Source organism: Aeromonas sp. JL9, from assembly GCF_024436075.1.
GTDB classification, from domain to species: domain Bacteria; phylum Pseudomonadota; class Gammaproteobacteria; order Enterobacterales; family Aeromonadaceae; genus Aeromonas; species Aeromonas veronii.
In genome coordinates, this window is record NZ_JANFNV010000067.1 from 1 (window position 1) to 2,003 (window position 2,003).

Below are 2,003 nucleotides of genomic sequence, written 5' to 3' on the forward strand. Positions count from 1 at the left end.
TATCCGGGAGACACACGGCGGGTGCTAACGTCCGTCGTGAAGAGGGAAACAACCCAGACCGCCGGCTAAGGTCCCAAAGTTCTGGTTAAGTGGGAAACGATGTGGGAAGGCTCAGACAGCTAGGATGTTGGCTTAGAAGCAGCCATCATTTAAAGAAAGCGTAATAGCTCACTAGTCGAGTCGGCCTGCGCGGAAGATGTAACGGGGCTCAAACCAGGCACCGAAGCCGCGGATTCACACTTATGTGTGAGTGGTAGGGGAGCGTTCTGTAAGTCTGCGAAGGTGTATCGAGAGGTATGCTGGAGATATCAGAAGTGCGAATGCTGACGTAAGTAACGATAAAGGGGGTGAAAAGCCTCCTCGCCGGAAGACCAAGGGTTCCTGTCCAACGTTAATCGGGGCAGGGTGAGTCGACCCCTAAGGCGAGGCCGAAAGGCGTAGTCGATGGGAAGCAGGTTAATATTCCTGCACGACTTGTAATTGCGATGGGGGGACGGAGAAGGCTAGGTGGGCCAGGCGACGGTTGTCCTGGTGAAAGTGCGTAGGTGGTGTTTCTAGGCAAATCCGGAGACACAACACTGAGACACGAGACGAACACACTACGGTGTGGAAGCCATTGATGCCCTGCTTCCAGGAAAAGCCTCTAAGCTTCAGATTACAAGTCATCGTACCCCAAACCGACACAGGTGGTCGGGTAGAGAATACCAAGGCGCTTGAGAGAACTCGGGTGAAGGAACTAGGCAAAATAGAACCGTAACTTCGGGAGAAGGTTCGCTCTTGACAGTGAAGTCCCTTGCGGATGGAGCAGTTGGGAGTCGCAGTGACCAGATGGCTGGGACTGTTTATCAAAAACACAGCACTCTGCAAACACGAAAGTGGACGTATAGGGTGTGACACCTGCCCGGTGCCGGAAGGTTAATTGATGGGGTTAGCGCAAGCGAAGCTCTTGATCGAAGCCCCGGTAAACGGCGGCCGTAACTATAACGGTCCTAAGGTAGCGAAATTCCTTGTCGGGTAAGTTCCGACCTGCACGAATGGTGTAACCATGGCCATGCTGTCTCCACCCGAGACTCAGTGAAATCGAATTCGCCGTGAAGATGCGGTGTACCCGCGGCTAGACGGAAAGACCCCGTGAACCTTTACTACAGCTTGGCACTGAACATTGAACCTACATGTGTAGGATAGGTGGGAGGCTTTGAAGGCGTGACGCCAGTTGCGCTGGAGCCGTCCTTGAAATACCACCCTTGTATGTTTGATGTTCTAACGCAGGGCCCTGAATCGGGCTCGCGGACAGTGCCTGGTGGGTAGTTTGACTGGGGCGGTCTCCTCCCAAAGAGTAACGGAGGAGCACGAAGGTTGGCTAATCCTGGTCGGACATCAGGAGGTTAGTGCAATGGCATAAGCCAGCTTAACTGCGAGACGGACAGGTCGAGCAGGTACGAAAGTAGGTCATAGTGATCCGGTGGTTCTGAATGGAAGGGCCATCGCTCAACGGATAAAAGGTACTCCGGGGATAACAGGCTGATACCGCCCAAGAGTTCATATCGACGGCGGTGTTTGGCACCTCGATGTCGGCTCATCACATCCTGGGGCTGAAGTCGGTCCCAAGGGTATGGCTGTTCGCCATTTAAAGTGGTACGCGAGCTGGGTTCAGAACGTCGTGAGACAGTTCGGTCCCTATCTGCCGTGGGCGTTGGATGATTGAAGGGAGTTGCTCCTAGTACGAGAGGACCGGAGTGAACGAACCTCTGGTGTTCGGGTTGTCACGCCAGTGGCACTGCCCGGTAGCTAAGTTCGGAATCGATAACCGCTGAAAGCATCTAAGCGGGAAGCGAGCCCTGAGATGAGTCATCCCTGACCCCTTGAGGGTCCTAAAGGGCCGTTGGAGACCACAACGTTGATAGGTGGGGTGTGTAAGCGCGGCGACGTGTTGAGCTAACCCATACTAATTACCCGTGAGGCTTAACCATACAACACCCAAGAAGTGTTCTAAGGCTTGTAGC

1 rRNA gene is annotated in these 2,003 nt (G+C 54.0%); it reads left to right on the forward strand.

Annotated features, from left to right (window positions below):
* Nucleotides 1-1,970 (forward strand): 23S ribosomal RNA (locus tag NOM06_RS20740); the annotation flags it as partial.
* Nucleotides 1,971-2,003: the final 33 nt, after the last annotated feature.